Source organism: Pseudomonas serboccidentalis, assembly GCF_028830055.1.
Lineage (GTDB): Bacteria > Pseudomonadota > Gammaproteobacteria > Pseudomonadales > Pseudomonadaceae > Aquipseudomonas > Aquipseudomonas serboccidentalis.
This window is the reverse complement of sequence record NZ_CP101655.1, coordinates 4898844-4915328: the sequence shown is the minus strand read 5'-3', so window position 1 is coordinate 4915328 and position 16485 is coordinate 4898844. Positions and strand designations below refer to the sequence as shown.

At 59.2% G+C, this 16485-nt stretch carries 12 protein-coding genes; 9 read left to right on the top strand and 3 right to left on the bottom strand.

The genetic code is table 11. From position 1 onward, the window contains the following. Positions 1-71: 71 nt before the first annotated feature. From flgB to NN484_RS22380, 7 genes are all read left to right on the top strand, one after another. On the top strand, positions 72-479 hold the full coding sequence (gene flgB, locus NN484_RS22410; protein WP_007917581.1) for a flagellar basal body rod protein FlgB: 408 nt from the start codon (positions 72-74) through the stop codon (positions 477-479). Between the two features lie 3 nt (positions 480-482). Next, positions 483-926: a flagellar basal body rod protein FlgC gene (gene flgC, locus NN484_RS22405; protein WP_003227217.1), complete on the top strand. Its 444-nt coding sequence runs from the start codon at positions 483-485 to the stop codon at positions 924-926. A gap of 15 nt (positions 927-941) precedes the next feature. After that, positions 942-1667: a flagellar hook assembly protein FlgD gene (flgD, locus tag NN484_RS22400; RefSeq protein ID WP_215502106.1), complete on the top strand. Its 726-nt coding sequence runs from the start codon at positions 942-944 to the stop codon at positions 1665-1667. Positions 1668-1697: 30 nt separating this feature from the next. Further along, positions 1698-3014: a flagellar hook protein FlgE gene (gene flgE / locus NN484_RS22395; protein WP_274657924.1), complete on the top strand. Its 1317-nt coding sequence runs from the start codon at positions 1698-1700 to the stop codon at positions 3012-3014. A 191-nt stretch (positions 3015-3205) separates the two neighbouring features. Further along, positions 3206-4366, top strand: a complete 1161-nt coding sequence (locus NN484_RS22390; RefSeq protein ID WP_274657923.1) for an efflux RND transporter periplasmic adaptor subunit — start codon at positions 3206-3208, stop codon at positions 4364-4366. Then, the gene (locus tag NN484_RS22385; RefSeq protein ID WP_274657922.1) at positions 4363-6381 is read left to right on the top strand and encodes a MacB family efflux pump subunit; all 2019 of its coding nucleotides are present in this window, start codon (positions 4363-4365) and stop codon (positions 6379-6381) included. Before NN484_RS22390 ends, NN484_RS22385 begins: the two co-directional genes overlap by 4 nt. 5 nt (positions 6382-6386) lie before the next feature. Further along, positions 6387-7763, top strand: a complete 1377-nt coding sequence (locus tag NN484_RS22380) for an efflux transporter outer membrane subunit (protein ID WP_215502102.1) — start codon at positions 6387-6389, stop codon at positions 7761-7763. A gap of 759 nt (positions 7764-8522) precedes the next feature. Here NN484_RS22380 and NN484_RS22375 read toward each other — a convergent pair. Then, positions 8523-11417 carry a ribonucleoside-diphosphate reductase subunit alpha gene (locus NN484_RS22375; protein WP_274657921.1) on the bottom strand — a complete coding sequence of 965 codons (2895 nt, stop codon included), beginning with the start codon at positions 11415-11417 and terminating at the stop codon, positions 8523-8525. Positions 11418-12273: 856 nt separating this feature from the next. Here NN484_RS22375 and NN484_RS22370 point away from each other — a divergent pair. Both NN484_RS22370 and NN484_RS22365 read left to right on the top strand, forming a co-directional pair. Beyond that, a complete protein-coding gene (locus tag NN484_RS22370; RefSeq protein ID WP_127652323.1) occupies positions 12274-12996 on the top strand; it encodes a response regulator in 723 nt (240 codons plus the stop codon). Continuing rightward, positions 12993-14603: an ATP-binding protein gene (locus tag NN484_RS22365; RefSeq protein WP_127652322.1), complete on the top strand. Its 1611-nt coding sequence runs from the start codon at positions 12993-12995 to the stop codon at positions 14601-14603. The genes NN484_RS22370 and NN484_RS22365 overlap by 4 nt, the downstream gene beginning before the upstream one ends. Positions 14604-14719: 116 nt before the next feature. Here the strand turns inward: NN484_RS22365 and NN484_RS22360 are convergent, their stop codons facing one another. Next, positions 14720-15445 carry a 4'-phosphopantetheinyl transferase family protein gene (locus NN484_RS22360; protein WP_274657920.1) on the bottom strand — a complete coding sequence of 242 codons (726 nt, stop codon included), beginning with the start codon at positions 15443-15445 and terminating at the stop codon, positions 14720-14722. 163 nt (positions 15446-15608) lie between these two features. Next, the gene (locus NN484_RS22355) at positions 15609-16400 is read right to left on the bottom strand and encodes a dienelactone hydrolase family protein (RefSeq protein ID WP_274657919.1); all 792 of its coding nucleotides are present in this window, start codon (positions 16398-16400) and stop codon (positions 15609-15611) included. Positions 16401-16485 lie beyond the last annotated feature (85 nt).

The window sequence follows — 16485 nt, the reverse complement described above, 5'->3', positions numbered from 1 at the left end:
GGGTTTTTCTGTTTGGCACGGGGCTTGCTAAAGCTCAGGTACGAAAAACCGGTCACCCGAAGGTTCCCGACATGAGCATCAGCTTCGATAAAGCGCTCGGCATTCACGAAAAGGCATTGGGCTTCCGCGCCCAGCGTGCCGAAGTGCTGGCCAACAACATCGCCAACGCCGATACCCCGAACTACAAGGCTCGGGATCTGGACTTCTCCAAAGTGCTTGAGGCACAGACCCAGAAGAACGCCAACGGCACCATCGCCCTGAACATGACCAACAGCCGTCACATCGAAGCTGAAGGCCTGGGCAATGGCGATGAGTCGCTGATGTATCGCACGCCGATGCAGCCTTCGATCGACCAGAACACCGTGGACGCCCAGCTTGAACAGTCGAATTACGCGGAAAACGCGGTCGGCTTCCAGGCCAGCTTCACCCTGCTCAACAGCAAATTCAAAGGGCTGGTGTCAGCCCTGCGCGGAGAGTAATCCATGTCCCTGTCCAGCGTTTTCAACATTGCCGGCAGCGGCATGAGCGCACAAACCACGCGTCTGAACACCGTGGCTTCGAACATCGCCAACGCCGAAACCGTCTCGTCGAGCATCGACCAGACCTACCGCGCCCGTCACCCGGTATTCGCCACCATGTTCCAGGGCGGCCAGAACAGCGGCAGCAACTCGCTGTTCCAGAGCCAGGACGCAGCCGGGCAGGGCGTGCAGGTGCTCGGTGTGGTCGAAGACCAGAGCAACCTCGAAGCGCGTTACGAGCCGAACCATCCGGCGGCCGACGCCAAGGGCTACGTCTACTACCCGAACGTCAACGTGGTGGAAGAAATGGCTGACATGATTTCCGCGAGCCGGTCGTTCCAGACCAACGCCGAAATGATGAACACCGCCAAAACCATGATGCAGAAGGTACTGACCCTCGGTCAGTAATAAGGGGCGACTGCCATGAGCGTTACCGATACCACCAGCAGCCTGAGCATGAATGACATCCTGGCGAACTCGTCGAAAAAGACCAGTTCGACCACCGGTGGCATTGCTTCGGCGACCAACAGCGCCACCGGCGGCCAGGCACTGGGCAAGGACGCGTTCCTGCAATTGCTGGTGACCCAGCTGAAGAACCAGAACCCGCTCGATCCGCAGGACAACAGCGCCTTCGTTGCGCAGTTGGCGCAGTTCAGCAGCCTTGAGGGCATCACCACCCTCAACAGCACCGTCAGCTCGCTGGCCGGCAACTACAACTCGTCGCAGGCACTGCAGGCGTCGTCGCTGGTGGGTCGCAACGTGATCGTGCAGACCAACAGCGTTCAGATGGACGACCCGAGCAAGGGCATGACCGGTTCGGCCACCGTTCCGTCGTCGATTGCCGGTGGCACCGTCAGCATTACCGACAGCAGCGGCACGGTCGTTCGCACCATCGATCTGGGCAGTCGCGCCGCAGGCAGCGCGAGCTTCACCTGGGACGGCAAGGACAAGGACGGCAACCTGGTGAAGGCCGGTACCTATACCGTCAAAGCCAACGCATCGATCAATGGCACCTCGACCGACCTGGCAACCTACCTGCCGGCCACGGTCAACAGCGTGACCATCAGCCAGACCGGTGGCGAGCTGATGCTCAACCTGTCCGGCAAGGGCACCGTCGCCCTGTCCAAAGTACAAACCATTGGTATATAGAGCCGACTAACCGGCACAAAGGAGTGGAATATGTCTTTCAATATCGGCCTTAGCGGTCTCTATGCAGCCAACAAACAACTGGACGTGACCGGCAACAACATCGCCAACGTCGCGACCGCCGGTTTCAAATCGTCCCGTGCAGAATTCGCAGACGTCTACTCGGCCACTCGCCTGGGTACCGGCAGCAAGGTCATCGGTAACGGTGTACGTCTGGCCAACGTTTCTCAGCAGTTCACCCAGGGTGACATCAACAACACCGGCAACGTGCTGGACATGGGCATCAACGGCTCCGGCTTCTTCACCATGAGCAACAACGGTTCGGTTTCCTATACCCGGGCCGGTACGTTCAAGGTCGACGATAAAGGTTACATCACCAACACCGACTACACCTCGCGTCTGCAAGGCTACGGTGTGGATGCCAACGGCAAGGTCATCAACGGCGTACTGACCGACCTGAAGATCGACACTTCGAACCTGGCGCCAAAGTCCACCTCGCTGGTGACGTCGACTATCAACCTGGACTCGACCGCTCCAGTGATCGATGACACAGTGGCCGCTGGCAAGTTCGACCCGAACAACCTCGCGACCTACACCAAGTCCTTCAGTACCCCGATCTATGACAGCCAGGGCAACATGCACCCGATGGATCAGTATGTGGTCAAGACCGGTGCGAATACCTGGAAGGTCTACACCCTGGTGGACGGTCGTAACCCGGACGCTACCGGTAGCGATCCGAAGGTCACTGCGCCGACACCTTCTACCATGACCTTTGACTCCGCTGGCAAACTGACTCAGGTCAGCACCCTGCCTGGCCCGGTGATCAGCAGTGATCTGAAGCTCGCTGGTTGGGTCCCGGGTAACGTCGTCAACGGTACCTTCAAGCCTAATGGTGCGGCCGCGAACCCGGCAGGTATCACCATTTCGATGGCTCAGACCACCCAGTACAACGCGGATACCGCCCGCTCGATCCCGACTCAGGACGGTTATGCCACTGGCCAGATCACCAACCTGACCATCGACGGTACCGGTACCCTGTTCGCCAACTTCAGCAACAACCAGAACAAGGCCATCGGCCAGGTTGCGCTGGCCAGCTTCACTAACGAGCAAGGCCTGCAAGCGATCGGCGGAACGAGCTGGAAGGAAACGTTCGCTTCGGGTATCCCGGGTTATGACGCTCCGCAAACCGGTACCCTGGGTTCCATCCAGTCCAACTCGCTGGAAGAATCGAACGTTAACCTGACCAACGAGCTGGTAGACCTGATCAAGGGCCAGAGCAACTATCAGGCGAACGCCAAGACCATTTCGACGCAGAGCACCATCATGCAGACCATCATTCAGATGACCTGATATCGATGTTTTGTAAAAAGCTGTAACGGAAAGCCCCTCTTTGAGGGGCTTTCTTGTTTAATGCGCGCGCCGGGGGCTACTCGTCTGCGGCAATCGTATTTTTGCGGGCGTATTCACGCGCTTGCTCAGGCAACACCCGGGCGCCAATGAACGGTTCGTCCAACCACAGACAGGGATGTAACGATCACTCCATGGTTTTTTTCTCTCGCTCCCGAATCGTCTTCGGGACGCTGTTCGTTAGTGCATTGCTGGTCTGGTTTATAGGGGGGCAGGGCTGGGGCGCCACGCCAAGGAAATATCTGACCACGACCGTCACCGTTGAAGATCTTGAAGAAACAGTATTGGCCAGTGGTACGGTCAAGCCTTTCCAGCAAGTCAGTGTTGGCGCACAGGTCAACGGGCAACTCAAAAGCTTGAAGGCCGGGTTGGGCGATACGGTGCGCCAAGGTCAGCTACTGGCCGAGATTGACCCGCTGTTGCCACAGAACGAACTGCTTAAGTCACGGGCAGCGTTGCTCAGTGTCCGGGCACAATATAAGGCTCGACAGGCGATGATTCGCCAGTACGAACTTGATTTCCGTCGCAAGCAAAGTCTGGTTGCCAGTGAGGCCGGATCGCGGGCCGATCTGGAGATTGCCGAAGCGCAATTGCAAAGCTCTCGTGCCGAACTGGCATCCCTGGCTGCGCAGATTTCCCAGGCGGAGATAGAAATCCGCATCGCCGAAGTCAACCTTGGCTACACGCGTATCAGTGCGCCGATGGACGGAGAAGTCATTGCCGTGGTGACTAAGCAGGGGCAGACCGTCGTTTCCGCGCAGAGTGTCCCGACCTTGCTGATCCTGGCCCGGCTGGACCGGATGACGGTCGAGGCGCGGATATCTGAAGCTGACGTGGTTCGAGTCAAGCCAGGCCAAGCGGTATCCTTCAGTATCCTGGGCGATCCGGATCGGCGCTTTGAAAGTCATATTCGGGCGGTAGAACCGGCGCCAGAGTCCATTACCCGGCAGGACACAATGCAGGGTGGTGGTGGCTCGACTGCTGGCGGTGCCGACGCAGCGGTGTACTACAACGCGCTGTTTGACGTGCCCAATGACGATCGTTCGTTGCGCACTTCAATGACGGCGCAGGTCAGCGTGCTGCTCGATTCGGCGCCAAAAGCCACAACGGTGTCGGTGGCCGCGTTGGGCAAGCGCGTCGCTGATGGCCGCTATGAAGTGCGTCGACTGGTTGGTGGTCAGTTGCAGACGGTGCTGGTCAAGACCGGTTTGCGCAATGACCTTAACGTTCAGGTGTTGGATGGTCTCAAGGAGCATGACGAAGTTGTCCTCGGCGAAGAGCCGGAGGCTCAATGAGCAGCGCCAATGATCTTTGCGACTTGACACCAAAACCCGCGCAAGAGGCTCTGCCGGTTACGCAGTTGCTAACCCTTGAGGGCGTGCAGCGCTGGTTCGCCGATGGCGAGGCCAGGACTCATGTGCTGCGCGACGTGAATCTGACCATTGCCGCTGGTGAAATGGTGGCGATTATCGGGCCGTCCGGCTCCGGAAAATCCAGCCTGATGAATATCCTCGGCTGCCTGGATCGTCCCTCTGCCGGTCGCTACTGTATCAACGGTGTCGATATGGCCGGTATGAGCAGCGATGAACTGGCGACATTACGTCGTGAGCATTTCGGGTTCATTTTCCAGCGCTTTCATTTGCTGTCGCATTTGAGCGCCGAGGCCAACGTCCAGGTGCCGGCCATTTACGCCGACCAGTCGTTTATCGAGTGTCAGCAAAAGGCTAGGGCATTGTTGCAACGCCTGGGGCTGGGGCAGCGCATGCAGCATCGACCGGGGCAGCTTTCCGGTGGTCAGCAGCAGCGGGTCAGTATTGCCCGTGCGCTGATCAATGGTGGCGCGGTGATCCTGGCCGACGAACCCACCGGCTCGTTGGACTCACGCAGTGGTGAAGAGGTAATGGCCATCCTGCGTGAACTGCACCGTAGCGGCCACACCATTATTATCGTGACCCATGACTTGCGGGTGGCGCAGCACGCTGACCGGATTATCGAGATTCATGACGGAGGGATCGTTGCGGATCAATCGAATGCCAGCCGAAAAGTGCCTGCGGCGCAGCTCGCTCAGGAGGGTGAAAGTACGCTAGATCAGGGGCGCGAAGCGGCGGCAGTGCATTGGCGTCGCTTCAGCGAGGCTTTCAAGATGGCCTGGGTTTCCCTGTGCAGCCATCGTATGCGTACATTGCTGACCATGCTGGGGATCATCATCGGCATCGCCTCAGTGGTGTCGGTGGTCGCGCTGGGGCAGGGGGCGCAGACCCGAGTCCTGCGCGATATCAGCGCCATGGGCACCAATACCATCGATGTTTATCCCGGCAAGGACTGGGGAGATGAGCAGGCCGCCTCGATCCGGACTTTGCAACCTGTGGATTTGCGGATCATCCAGGGGCAGTCCTGGGTCGACAGCGTCTCGGCGATGGTCAATGGCAGCCGAACGATTCGCTATCGCAATCTGCATGTCAGTGCCACCGTCAATGGTGTCGGCCACGATTACTTCCAGGTGATGGGCATCCGCATGAGCAAGGGCGCGGTGTTCAGTGCCAGCGATGTGATGCGCCGTGGCCAGACCCTGATCATTGATCACAATACCCGACAACGGCTGTTCAAGGACTGGGAGCAACCACTGGGCAAAGTGATCCTGGTGGGCGGCCTGCCTTGCACGGTGGTGGGGGTCATGGAAAATCGCGATGACGGTTTTTCAGGGCCGAGCCTGCAAGTCTATTTGCCTTATACAACGGTGATGGGGCGCTTGTTGGGGCAGAGCCATTTCAATTCGATCAAGGTTCGGCTCAAGGACCAGGTGGCCAGCGCTGCAGCAGAGCAAGCGCTGCAAACATTGTTGGTGGCACGTCATGGGCGCGCAGATTTTTTCCTCAGTTCCAGCGACAGCATCCTGAAAATCGTGCAGAAAACCACGGATACCCTGACGCTGCTGATCTCTGCCGTGGCGTTCATTTCACTCTTGGTCGGTGGTATCGGGGTGATGAATATCATGCTGGTATCGGTCACTGAGCGTACCCGGGAGATTGGTATCCGCATGGCCGTCGGCGCTCGACGTGCAGACATCTTGCAGCAATTCCTGATCGAGGCGGTGTTGGTCTGTCTGTTGGGTGGCTTACTGGGCGTCCTGTTGTCGTTGCTGGTCAGCCAGGTGTTTGGCTACTTCGTGCAGATGATCGTCATGGAGTTCACGGCGTTGGCAATGATTTCAGCCTGTTTGTGTTCGCTTCTGGTCGGCGTGTTGTTCGGTTATATCCCGGCGCGCAATGCCGCCCGGCTTGATCCAATTCAGGCGTTGTCCCGAGAATGAAGTGCATGAATGGCAAGTGGACTTGGGCATTGCTGCTGCCTTTGTGCTTGAGTGGATGTGGCGCTCTGCTGCACAGCGAGTACCGTCAACCCGAGGTGCACGCACCGGCCTTCTGGTTGGGTGACACGACGCACGACCGCTCATTACGTGCAGGGCAGCGATGGTGGGAAACATTTGGTGATCCGCGTCTGAATGCGTTGGTCGATGACGCCCTGATGCGTAACAACGATCTCGCTGTGGCTGCCCTCAGAGTGCGCCGGGCAGCGCTTCAGGCAGGGCTCACCGGCACCACTATCACGCCTGATCTGGACGTGGGTACGGGGGCGGAGTGGAGCAGGAACCTGCGTCGTGACGGTTCAACCCAGCGCCGGTTCTCCACGACCTCGTCGATGCGTTACGAAGTCGACTTGTGGGGGCGGCTGGCGAGTACGCGCGATGCTGCGCAGTGGGCGTTAGTGGCGACTGACTTTGATCGGCGCGCCAGTGCACTGAGCCTGGTCGGCACGACGGCGCGCCTGTATTGGCAAATCGGCCTGTTCAACGAACTGGTCCGGTCGGCCCGGGACAGTATCCGGTACGCCGAGCGGACGTTGCAGCTGGTGCAGTCCCAGCGTCTGGCTGGCGCGGCGACTGGGCTCGAAGAGGCGCAAGCCGAGCAGGTGCTGGCTACGCAACGTGCGGTACTCAGCGATTATCAGCAGCAACTTGAAGCGGCGCGCAACGCACTGGCGATTATTTTCGATCAGGCACCCGAGCACCGCTTTACAGAACTGGAACAACTGCCTTCGGTAACATTGGCGAGTGTCCCGGCAGGCTTGCCCGCCGATCTGGTTGCCCGACGTCCGGATCTGCAGGCGGCTGAATGGCGATTGCGTCAGGCATTGTCGAACTATGACGCAACGCGAGCCAGTTTCTATCCCACGTTTACGCTGACGGGCAGTCTGACAACAGGCGGTAGTCGGGAGTTGAGTCAAGTGCTCAATAATCCAGTCGGTCTGTTGGGGGTCGGTATAAACCTGCCGTTTGTGCAGTGGAATGTTCGCAAATATACAGTTGGAATATCCGCCGTTGACTACGAGGCGGCGATCATTGAGTTCCGCCAAGGGCTTTATATCGCGCTGTCGGAAGTTGAAGATGCGTTGTCAGCACAAGTGCAGTTTACCCAGCAGGGTTTGCGTCGTGAGCAGGCACTGGCCGCCGCACTGAAAGCAGAAGGGTTGGCGGAGATCCGCTATCGCAGCGGGCAGACGGGTATCAAGGAGTGGCTGGATCTGCAAGAGAGCCGGCGTGCCGCGCAAATTTCGCTGGCACAGAATCGCTTCGAGCGACTGCAGGCGCGAATGGGGTTGTATCTGGCGCTGGGTGGGGGCTTCGTGCATTAGGTTATTGCGCACGCAGACGTTAAAGGATTTGAAGCTTGTCAGTGATTAAGGAAGATTGTGCTGCGTCTCTGAATTGATTTAGTTAGTTTAATTGATGTGGGTCATTGTATTTGTATGCAATTAATCTTGTAGGGTTTTGCTTGTTTGTTATTTGTGTTCTTTTCTATTTAATTAATAAAGAGTCGGTTCTTTCCAGGTTTTATTTATTGTTTTTAGTTGTTTCGTAATGTAAGGTGCGCGCTCTTTCATCAGGGCTCTTGATGATTGATTGGGTACTCGCTTGCAGTACTTTTATTGCACGCTCTGGTTGAGTCGAGAAGTGTGATGAACGCTAAGCGTTCATTGTGCCGACGGCAACTTGGGACGTTTATTTGAAATGGAGATCGTTATGTCGCTGCGTATGGGTTTTGGTCTGACTTTGGCCGCAAGTTTGCTGCTGGGTGCTGTCGTTGTTCAGGCTGCGCCAGCGTCCTGGTGGCTTTATGAGTCGGCTTCGACTGGCCGCACTATGTGCAGCAATGTTCCGCAAGCCAGCGGCTGGGTTCGTGTTGCCGGTCCTTACAATAACGGCGGCTGCCGTCGGTAAGCACTGACGAGAGGCTCCTTCTGTGAAGGGGCCTTTTTTGTGTCTGCTAAAACCTGTTCGTTAGAGCTTTGGTGTTTTGCAGGCAAAAGAAAACCCCCGACAAACCAGAAGTCTGTCGGGGGTTTCTTTTGCCTGGGAAATATCAGGCGTCTCGCGACGCCTGAGCGCTCAGCTTATTGGCAAGCTTCGCAATCCGGCTCGTCGATCGCGCAAGCCTTTGGCACTGGAGCCGGGCCGGCAGGAGCTGCCAGAACCGAATCGTCGCCGTGGTTGCCGCCGCTGGAAACAGCGTTCAGCTTGCCGGTGTTGATGGTCGACTTCTCGGTGCTGGTCGCGGCCAGGGCACGGAGGTAGTAAGTGGTTTTCAGGCCACGGTACCAGGCCATGCGGTAGGTCACGTCGAGCTTCTTGCCCGATGCGCCAGCGATGTACAGGTTCAGCGACTGGGCCTGGTCGATCCACTTCTGACGACGGCTGGCGGCGTCAACGATCCACTTGGTGTCCACTTCGAACGCGGTCGCGTAGAGCTCTTTGAGTTCTTGCGGGATGCGCTCGATCTGCTGAACCGAACCGTCGTAGTACTTCAGGTCGTTGATCATGACCGAGTCCCACAGACCGCGAGCCTTGAGGTCGCGAACCAGGTACGGGTTGATCACGGTGAATTCGCCCGACAGGTTCGATTTCACATACAGGTTCTGGTAGGTCGGTTCGATCGACTGCGAGACGCCAGTGATGTTGGCGATGGTCGCGGTCGGTGCGATGGCCATGATGTTGGAGTTACGAATGCCTTGCTGTACACGGGCGCGAACCGGTGCCCAGTCCAGGGTTTCGTTCAGGTCAACGTCGATGTACTTCTGGCCGCGAGCCTCGATCAGGATCTGTTGCGAATCCAGCGGCAGGATGCCTTTGGACCACAGCGAACCGTTGAAGGTCTCGTACGAGCCGCGCTCGTCAGCCAGGTCGCAGGACGCCTGGATCGCGTAGTAGCTGACCGCTTCCATCGACTTGTCGGCGAACTCGACGGCAGCGTCGGAACCGTAAGGGATGTGCTGCAGGTACAGCGCGTCCTGGAAGCCCATGATGCCCAGACCGACCGGACGGTGCTTGAAGTTGGAGTTCTTCGCTTGCGGCACCGAGTAGTAGTTGATGTCGATCACGTTGTCGAGCATGCGCACGGCAGTGTTCACGGTGCGTTGCAGCTTGGCGGTGTCCAGCTTGCCATCCACGATGTGGTTCGGCAGGTTGATCGAGCCCAGGTTGCAAACAGCGATCTCGTCCTTGTTGGTGTTCAAGGTGATCTCGGTGCACAGGTTCGAGCTGTGAACCACGCCGACGTGCTGCTGCGGGCTGCGCAGGTTGCACGGGTCTTTGAACGTCAGCCATGGGTGGCCGGTTTCGAACAGCATGGACAGCATTTTGCGCCACAGGTCTTTGGCCTGGATGGTCTTGAACAGCTTGACCTTGCCCGGGTACTCGGTCAGGGCTTCGTAGTACTCGTAGCGCTCTTCGAAGGCTTTACCGGTCAGGTCGTGCAGGTCCGGTACTTCGGATGGCGAGAACAGGGTCCATTTGCCGTCATCGAAGACGCGCTTCATGAACAGGTCAGGGATCCAGTTGGCGGTGTTCATGTCGTGGGTACGACGACGATCATCACCGGTGTTCTTGCGCAGTTCGATGAACTCTTCGATGTCCATGTGCCAGGTTTCCAGGTAGGCACAGACAGCGCCTTTGCGCTTGCCACCCTGGTTAACGGCTACCGCGGTGTCGTTCACCACTTTCAGGAACGGAACCACGCCTTGCGACTTGCCGTTGGTGCCCTTGATGTACGAACCCAGTGCACGAACAGGGGTCCAGTCGTTGCCCAGGCCGCCCGCGAATTTGGACAACATGGCGTTGTCGTGGATCGCGTGGTAGATGCCCGACAGGTCGTCCGGAACGGTGGTCAGGTAGCAGCTCGACAGCTGTGGACGCAGAGTGCCGGCGTTGAACAGGGTCGGGGTCGAAGCCATGTAGTCGAAGGACGACAGCAGGTTGTAGAACTCGATCGCACGGTCTTCTTTCTGCTTCTCTTCGATTGCCAGGCCCATGGCCACACGCATGAAGAAAATCTGCGGCAGTTCGAAACGCACGCCATCCTTGTGGATGAAGTAACGGTCGTACAGGGTCTGCAGGCCCAGGTAGGTGAATTGCTGGTCGCGCTCGTGGTTGATCGCCTTGCCCAGTTTTTCCAGGTCGAAGGAGGCCAGCACAGGGTTCAGCAGTTCGAACTCGATACCTTTGGCGATGTAAGCCGGCAGCGCCTTGGCGTACAGGTCGGCCATCTCGTGGTGAGTGGCGCTTTCGGCCACTTCGAGGAAGCCCAGGCCTTCGGCACGCAGGGTGTCCATCAGCAGGCGGGCGGTGACGAACGAGTAGTTCGGCTCACGTTCAACCAGAGTACGCGCGGTCATCACCAGAGCGGTGTTGACGTCGTTCAGGGCCACGCCGTCGTACAGGTTCTTCAGGGTTTCGCGCTGGATCAGGTCGCCGTCGACTTCTTCCAGACCTTCGCAGGCCTCGGTGACGATGGTGTTCAGGCGGCCCATGTCCAGCGGCGCGAGGCTGCCGTCGGCACGGGTGATACGGATCGACGGGTGCGCGTTGACGGCGGCTTCGACCGGGGCGTGGGCAGCGCGTTCTTTGGAACGTCCGTCACGGTAGATCACGTAGTCACGAGCGACTTTCTGCTCGCCGGCACGCATCAGGGCCAGTTCGACCTGGTCCTGGATCTCTTCGATGTGGATGGTGCCGCCCGAAGGCATGCGACGCTTGAAGGTCGCGGTGACTTGTTCGGTCAGGCGGGCAACGGTGTCGTGGATTCGCGACGAAGCGGCAGCGGTGCCGCCCTCAACTGCGAGAAACGCTTTGGTGATAGCGACGGTGATCTTGTCATCGGTGTAAGGAACGACAGTGCCATTACGCTTGATCACGCGCAGTTGACCAGGCGCGGTAGCTGCCAGATCCGAATTCGAATCGGCGGCCTGCGGCAAGGTGCCCTGCGGGTTCTCGCGAGTTGTGTCGGTTTGCATGGGGGGTGATCTCCACATTCTCTATGTTTGTTTGGGCACCATCATGGTGCTCACCGTTCTGGTCCGAAGCACTACAACCGACGGGCGTCGGGCATAACAACTTCGGACCAGTAGGAAAAAGGCTAATGACGCCGCATCCTTGCCGAAGTTTTTGGCTGCGAGCCAGGGCTCGAGCCGGATTCCTTCCAGGGTGACAGTAATGACTGCAACACCCGTACCGTTCCGGTCGTTTCCAACCTAAAAAACGGTGCCATCCGCCAGTGCGGTTTGGGCTTTGAAAAACCTGCTTGGTTCAACCGGAAACTGGCAATAAAGCGCTTGAGTTTCAGGTCCGAAATGTGGTTGGGCGTTTGATTGGAAAACCCTATATGTAGGGTCTCTCCTTGCGCCGTGCTACAAGATAATGCGTTTCGAGGGGGCTTGCAACGTACTAGCTGTGGATAAACCTGTGCGTAAATTGTGTAAGAAACCAGGAATTCCCGTGTAGGCCGCGAACCTGCTGAGCTAGACCGTTTGTCACTGTTTTTCACTCGGGAAAAACGCTTCAGCGGATTTTTAAGGGCGCGAACCCTATCACAAAAAACCGCCTTGTCCGAACGCATTTGGCGACTTGTGTTCTGGCTGTACGCCGTTTATACAATCGAGCGGTGTTTACCCATTCTTATCCTCCCAAAAGATGACAAAAAGACGGGAGGATCCGAATCTGTGGGCAACCGCACACCTGTGCAGGAGCTGCCGAAGGCTGCGATCTTTTGATTTTAAAAAGCAAGGTCAAAAGATCACAGCCTGCGGCAGCTCCTACAGGGAGCAATGCGTTTCTGCCTTAATTAATAAAAACAGCAAGCAGAGGTCACCGGTGGAGCAAGAAGCGTGGCAGGTATTGATAGTCGAGGACGACCAGCGTCTGGCCGAACTCACCCGCGAATACCTGCAAGCCAATGGATTGCGCGTGGAGATCGAAGGTAACGGCGCGCTGGCGGCAGCGCGGATCATCAAGGAGCAGCCGGACCTGGTGATCCTCGACCTGATGCTGCCCGGTGAAGACGGCCTGAGCATCTGCCGCAAGGTTCGCGATCGCTATGACGGGCCGATCCTGATGCTCACCGCCCGCACTGACGATGCCGACCAGATTCAGGGCCTCGACCTCGGCGCCGACGATTACGTGTGCAAGCCCGTGCGTCCACGGCTGTTGCTGGCGCGTATCCAGGCCTTGCTGCGACGCAGTGACAGCGCCGAGCCTGTCGCGGAAAAAAGCCGCCGCCTGCAGTTCGGCCCATTGGTGGTGGACAACGCGTTGCGCGAAGCCTGGCTCAGCGACAGCGGTATCGAACTGACCAGCGCCGAATTCGACCTGCTCTGGCTGCTGGTGTCGAATGCCGGGCGGATCCTGTCCCGCGAAGAGATCTTCACTGCGCTGCGCGGCATCGGCTACGACGGCCAGGACCGCTCGATCGATGTGCGCATCTCGCGCATCCGCCCGAAAATCGGCGACGACCCCGACCACCCGCGCCTGATCAAGACCATCCGCAGCAAAGGCTATTTGTTCGTCCCTGAAGCCTGCGTGGATCTGGCCCTGTGAACTCGATCTTCCTGCGCATCTACGGCGGTATGTGCGCGGCGCTGATTCTGGTGGCGGTGCTTGGCGTACTGGCATTGCACCTGCTCAATCAGGTGCGCAGCGAGCAATACCGCGAGCGCCTGGCCCACGGCACGTTCTCGCTGATGGCCGACAACCTGCAACCGATGAACGAAACCGAGCGTCATCGGGCGCTGCTGGTGTGGGAGCGTCTGTTGGGGATTCCGCTGGCGCTGAAGAAATTTTCCGAGACCGGCCTGGATCTGTCCCAGCGCACCCGAGTGCAGCATGGTCAGGCGCTGGTGGAGCAGACCGGCCCGCATGCGGCGCGGGTCTACAAAATGGTCAGCGATAAAGAGCAACTGGTGCTCACTGGCGACGTGCAGCAGATCAGCGAGCAATTGGCGCGGGCGACTATTTACCTGTTGGCCGATGAGTTGGTGCGTTTCCCCGTGGGCGAACAGCCCAAGCGGCTGGCGCAGTTAAAGGAAGAGAAGGGCTTCGGTTTCGATTTGCGGCTGGTCACGGTGAACGAGGCCGACATGGACGAAGACCAGAGCCGTCGTGTGTCCGAGGGCGATACGGTGATGGCGCTGGGCAAGGGCGGCGACTCGATCCGGGTGTTTGCCGGCATGGTCGGCACCCCTTGGGTGCTGGAGATCGGCCCGTTGTATCAGATGAACCCCTACCCGCCGCAATGGCTGGTGCTGATCGCCGCCCTTGGCTTGAGCCTGATCGGTCTGATCGTTTATCTGCTGGTGCGTCAGCTCGAACGACGCTTGCGCGGCCTTGAAGCGGCGGCCACGCGCATTGCCAAGGGCAGCCTGGAAACCCGAGTGCCGGCCCGGGGCGCCGACTCGGTCGGGCGTCTGGCGGCGGCGTTCAACGGCATGGCCGAGCACTTGCAACAGTTGCTGGCGATCCAGCGCGAACTGGTGCGGGCGGTGTCCCATGAATTGCGCACGCCAGTGGCGCGTCTGCGTTTCGGGCTGGAGATGATCGGTTCGGCCACCACCCCGCAGGCGCTGGAAAAGTACCGTGAGGGCATGGACCACGACATCGAGGACCTCGATAAGCTGGTCGATGAAATGCTCACTTACGCGCGGCTGGAACAGGGTTCGCCAGCGCTGACCTTTCAACGCATCGACCTCGATGCGCTGGTCAATCAGGTGATCGAAGAGCTGGCGCCATTGCGCGCCGAGGTCACGGTACAGCGCGGGTTATGCCTGTCGGCGGCGGATAACGACGGCGCCTGGGTCGAGGCCGAGCCGCGCTTCCTGCACCGCGCGTTGCAGAACCTGGTGAGCAACGCGATGCGCCATGCGCGCTCGAAAGTGACGGTGAGTTATCAGGTCGGGCAGTTGCGCTGCCGGGTCGACGTCGAAGATGACGGGCCGGGTGTGCCGGAGTCGGCGTGGGAGCGCATCTTTACGCCGTTTCTGCGCCTGGATGACAGCCGCACCCGGGCGTCGGGCGGGCATGGTTTGGGCCTGTCGATTGTGCGGCGGATCATCCATTGGCATGACGGCCGGGCGCTGATCAACAAGAGCAAGAGTCTGGGTGGGGCTTGCTTCAGCTTGAGTTGGCCGAGGAATCAGGAGCGACGTTGATATCGATGTTGGCCAGGCTGGCCTTATCGCGAGCAGGCTCACTCCTACAGTTGGAATGCGTTCCCTTGTAGGAGTGAGCCTGCTCGCGATAGGGCCGGTGCCAGCATCGCAGCTCTTCAGGCAGAAATGTTCACCAGACTCAACAACTGCCCCTCCTGCACCCCGAACTGCGCCTCCAGCTCACGGCCATGGCGCCATTCAGCGGACAGATCGGTCAGCAGGCGCAAGCGCACCTGACCCTGTTCCGTCCATTCCAGCACCTCGGCGTGTTCGAAGTAGAAGCGCTTTTGCACAATCGGGTACAGCGCCTTGAACAGGCTTTCTTTCACCGAAAACGTCAGCGTTACGCAAAACCCCAGTTGCTCGCGCGCACCGGCGGCCATGCGCTGTAGTTCCGCCGGCGTCAGGATCTCCCCGGCCAGACGTTCGGCGCGGTCGCTGTCGAGCAGGTTTTCCAGGTCCATGCCCAAGCCGCGCCAGTGCTGTTTATTGGCGACAATCGCTGCCGCACGCCCGGTGCTGTGGGTGATCGAGCCGCAGATGTGCGCCGGCCACACCGGCGCGCGGTCTTCGCCAATCGCCGGGATCACGCTTGAGCCTTCCAGTTGCTGCAACGCGGCCCGGGCGCAGATCCGCCCGGCGAGAAACTCTGCCTGACGCTTGGCCACCGAACGCTGAATGCTCGGCGGCGGCTCGATGGCACTGCGCTGGAAGTCATCGCCCAGCAGTTGCTTCGGGTCGAAGCGGGTGCTCAGCAGGACGGTGTCGGGCAACACGTTCGGCAACGGCCAGTGGGCGTCGAGCGGGGTGCAGCAGGCGGGGAGGATCGGGCTGGAATTCATGGCGGGCATTTTGCCGGTTGGCGCGGATGCTGGGTAGAGCCAAATCCTTTACCTGGCGGTAATGCATAACCTGTAGGAGCTGCCGGAGGCTGCGATCTTTGCTGTTTAAAGATCAAGATCAAAAGATCGCAGCCTCCGGCAGCTCCTACAGGGTGGATGTGGATCAGCCAAAGATCTTCTGGAAGAACGCCTTCATGTCCGCCCACGATTTTTCATCGGCCGCTTTGTTGTAACCGATATCCGGGCCACCGTGATCGCCGTGGCTCAAGCGATCAGCGTCGGGATTGGTGAAGCCGTGTTTGGCGCCGTCGAGGCTGACGAACTTATAGTCGGCGCCAGCCTTGTCCATTTCCGCCTTGAATGCGGTGACGTTGTCGGCGGTGACCATGCTGTCCAGTGCGCCGTGCTCGACCAGTATTTTCGCCTTCACACTGCCGGGCGTGGCCGGGGTGGTGGTTGCCAGTGCGCCGTGGAAACTCACCACGCCCGCCAGTGGCTCGCCTTGACGCGCCGCGTTGAGCACCACGCCACCGCCGAAGCAATAGCCGATGGCGGCGATTTTATTCACGTCGGTCTGCGGCTGCTTTTTCAGCAGGTTCAGCCCGGCCTCGAAGCGCTTGCTGGACGCTGCGGCATCCTGGGTCGCGGCCTGCATGAACGCCATCGCATCTTTCGGGTGCTCGGTGTTCTTGCCTTCGCCGTACATGTCGATCGCCAGTGCGCTGTAACCCAGCTCGGCGAGTTCGCGGGCGCGGCGCTTGGCGTAATCGTTCAGGCCCCACCATTCATGCACCACCACCACGCCCGGGCGCTTGCCCTTGATCGCGTCGTCATAGGCGTAGTAGCCGATCAGTTTTGTACCGTCGGCGCTCTGGTAGGGAATCTCCTGAGTCTTGATCGCGGCGTTGGCCAGACTGCTGGCGGCGAGCAGGGTGAGGGCGAGGAACAGGCGCATGGTCGGTCTCCTTATCGAAAAGTGGTCAGGACAGCCTAGCCGATTTGATTCAGCGCAGGTTCAGAGAGCGTTCAGGGGAGGTACA